The sequence below is a fragment of the Protofrankia sp. Cr1 genome (assembly GCF_963555865.1).
In the GTDB taxonomy this organism is placed as follows: Bacteria; Actinomycetota; Actinomycetes; order Frankiales; family Frankiaceae; genus Protofrankia.
In genome coordinates this window covers 1-3,710 of sequence record NZ_CAUVXO010000505.1, presented here as the reverse complement: position 1 = coordinate 3,710, position 3,710 = coordinate 1, and the positions used below count along the sequence as shown (strand labels likewise).

The window sequence follows — 3,710 nt, the reverse complement described above, 5'->3', positions numbered from 1 at the left end:
GAGAACTCTAGTCCAAGTCGCTTCCACCGTCCGGCCGGAACAGCGATAAGCAGCGCGAGCTATCGCCGCTTCAAGAAAAACGGGAGAGCACGTGAAGCAGAACCAATGGATTGCGCGGGCGGTAGCCGGCCTGGTCGCCGGGGCCGGAATGGCGGCCGCAAGCGTCGCCGGCGCCAGCCCGGCAGCCGCCGACCACACCGGAAACGGCGAGGACTGGGGTCAGTACTGGAACGTCGTAGGCAACTGCAATCATTGCGTCACTTCCGGCTCGCAGGTCTGGGCCGTCCAGAACAATCTTGTTATCGGAGGAGTCCTGCCCAGCAGCGGCATAGACGGCCAGTACGGCCCCCAGACCGAACAGGCGATCCGCGACTGGCAGAAAGCGAACGGGCTCACTGTCGACGGCGTAGCCGGCTGGCAGGTCTACCACTCGATGTTCAGCGGACGCGACACCCCGTCGCCTTCCGACGACGAGCCCACCTATTACCCCCGCCTTTACTATATCGGCAGCTACGACGGTGGATTCGGCGGTCAGTGGCGTTACCGCCAGGTCGGCAAGACCAACATCGAGCATGATTATGCTTACACCACCTATTCCCCCACGGGTTGGAGAATCCGAGGCGTAAACGGGTCCTACAAAGCGGTCGGCCAGCAATACTAGCCGTTCCGCCGGGTCGGTAGTTTTTCCGTGGTCTATTTTCCACATACTTGCCGCCGACCCGGTCGGGTGTGGCGAGAAGTCCGCGAACGAAGGACATGCCATGACCCGATTCCGCCGGCTCGCGATTTTTGGCACGGCGCTCGCCGCTGTCGGCGGTTGCGCGGCCATCTCCCTCGTCTCTCCGGTTTCGGCTGCATCACAGATCGGGCCGCGCCCAAACCCCGTCGCTGAAAGCGTGCCAGTCCCGCAAGGTGACGTGGCGGCCCTTGCGGTCGGTACGGCGGACGGTGTGGACATCCTCGTACCAGCCGATCCCGCAACAGGTGGTTGGCGCGTGCTGACGAGCCTGTACGTCCAGGGATGGGACACACCGCAGTGGACGGAGTTCCACTGTCTCACCGGCGATGGCCGGTACATGGCGGTCACCTTCGCACCAGTCGCTGTCGTCAACGACGAGAAGCTGCGTAATCAGGGAGCGTTTGCCGCCATCGTCGACTTACATGACGGATCGCGGTGGATCGCGCCCCAGCGTGTTGCAATGAAATACCATACGCCCGGGTGCGGTACCGGCACCGAAGTGGTGTTCAGCCGAAACACCGGTACCGACGGTGAAACGACCGAGCTGATACGGGTCGATGCCGCCCGGCGACAGATCCAGGATATTCGCAGTGTCCATGGACAGATAGCGTCCGCTGTGCCCACTGGGCAAGATATTACAGCCGCATTGGGAAGATCACTCATCACCGTCGATGCAGCTGGCGGAACCAAAGAGCTGGCGATGGCTCCCGGCCCTGTCTATCATCTCCGTCCAACCGGTCGAGACGGTGTCGACTTTCTCACCGTCGCGGGACCTTCTACAGCCACGGCCTTCACACGCCACGCCGACGGAAGAGTGACCGAACTGGCCGAGGGGCCGTTACAGAACATGTCCCTTCGGCAGGGGCGGGGGGGAGCCAACCATCTGGTCGGCGCACCGACCAGGGTGGCCGCTGGACCCGACACGATCGATGTCGTGACCACACCGGCCCAGCCAGTCGACCTCTCACTGGACGGCGGCCTGGTCATCGAGCGACAGGCGGTATCGGGCATCACAGCTCCAACGGGTACGGACGACGGGATTGCGATCACGCAACGACGGCGGACGCAGTCTCAAGGAACGGTCGCCCATGTAACGCCCTCCGCTACCAGGACGCCACCGGTTCAGAGCGAGCCGGCAAGGACGGGCACTGTGGTTCCCGCATCCATGACCATGACCGGGATGCCAGTGATGGTTCCGGCGGCGTCGATCGCGTCCGGCGCAGGGTCACCATGCCCGATCGCACCCCTCGACCCGAACACGCAGATCATCCAGCCCTCGCCCAAGCAGGTCGAATGGGCGGCCGGTCGTGCCGTCCGCAAGGAGTTGACCAACACCAGACCGGCCAACTGGCAGAAACACGGGTTGTCCCAGTACACCCCACAATCACTGATCACAGTCCCGGCGCTAGCCGGTGCCGACCCGGGCAAACACATTCCCGTGCAGATCCTGGAAGGTGTACTCGCTCAGGAGACGAACTTCAGTCAAGCAAGCTGGCACGCGCTGCCCGGTGTCGCCGGTGATCCGATCATCGCGAACTACTACGGGACGACCTACGGCTCCGACGGCCTGATAGCCGGAGCGGACCCGGCCAAGGCCGACTGCGGGTACGGGATCGCCCAGATAACTCAGCACATGAAGACCGGCGACAGCTACTGGACGGATATGCAGAAGCGCGCGATCGCGACCGACTACGAGGTGAACATGGTCGCCGCGGTCAGGATCCTGACCGAGACCTGGAACCAGCTTCAAAGCCTCGGACTCGTCGCGAACAACGCAGACCCGACCAAGATCGAAAACTGGTATCTCGCGCTGTGGGGGTACAACACCGGCGTATACAGTCCCGGGACGGGAAACCCCTCCTGGGGGCTCGGCTGGACAAACAATCCCGCTCAGAACGACTACGATCCCAGCCGGCATGCCTTTCTCAGTGACTATGACGACGCAGCTCACCCCGGCCGGTGGCCATATCAGGAGAAGGTGCTGGGCTGGGCACAGCACGCCCAACTCGACCTCGTCAACGGCGGTCCCAAATACACCGCCTCGGCACCGCTTTCCCTGCCGGCCGACTACTTCCTGTTCTGCGACACCTCCAACACCTGCGACCGGAACAGTACCTCAACCGGCTACTGTCTCAACACGGACCGGAAATACTGCTGGTGGCACAATGCGGTCTCCTGGGGACGGGTAGGTGATCTGAATGACGAAAACCCGTCTGCTTACAGCGCCGGGGCATCGGAACCCACGGTGGCCAACCCGTACCCGCCGTCCTGTTCGGCCGCTGACTCGCCGGTTGTCCAGACGCCTGGGACAAGCGCCTTACCCCTGGGCGCAGTCATCGTCGATGATTTGCCGGACTCATCGACAAACATCGCCGGCTGCGGGACGGTCACATCGTCGGGCAGCTTCGGTCTGTCCTTCGGTAGAGACAGCGCGGGACGCCCCGTCAGCGCCATCGACACCCACCAGGCTGGCATCGGGTATCTCGGGCACTCCTATTTCGCCCATACCGTGGCTGACAGCCGAGGTTCCTTCATCCGTGTCACCGGCAGATGGACACCACCAGCCGGCCAAACAGGTTGGCGTCGTATCTGGATTCACATTCCAAACAACGGTGCCGACACCGCGCAAGCCGACTATCGGATCTACACGGGCACGAAGACATACCACCGGGTCGTCAACCAGCGATGGAACAAGAACACCTGGTTCGACCTCGGTTCGTTCCAGCTGAGCGCAGGCGCATACGTGTCCCTGTCCAACGTCACCACGAACGACTGGGATGGACACGCCGTCGACATCTCATGGGATGCCGTCGCGTTCACACCGTCATCCAAACCGGCGGTCAGCTATGTGGCTTTCGGCGACTCCTATCAGGCGGGGGAAGGCGTCGAGCCCTACTATTCGAACTCCGATCAGGGCGCGAAAGGAGGCCTGCACATCGCCTGCCACCGTAGCCCGCAGGCATACCCGAAC

Annotated in this window: 1 protein-coding gene and 1 pseudogene; both read left to right on the top strand. The window is 62.9% G+C overall.

Features of this window, described 5'->3' with window-relative positions; all coding sequences use genetic code 11:
- Positions 1–91 precede the first annotated feature (91 nt).
- Positions 92–661: a peptidoglycan-binding domain-containing protein gene (locus tag U9980_RS24670; protein WP_322770119.1), complete on the top strand. Its 570-nt coding sequence runs from the start codon at positions 92–94 to the stop codon at positions 659–661.
- Between the two features lie 1,228 nt (positions 662–1,889).
- Positions 1,890–3,710, top strand: a pseudogene (locus tag U9980_RS24665) (hypothetical protein); the annotation flags it as partial.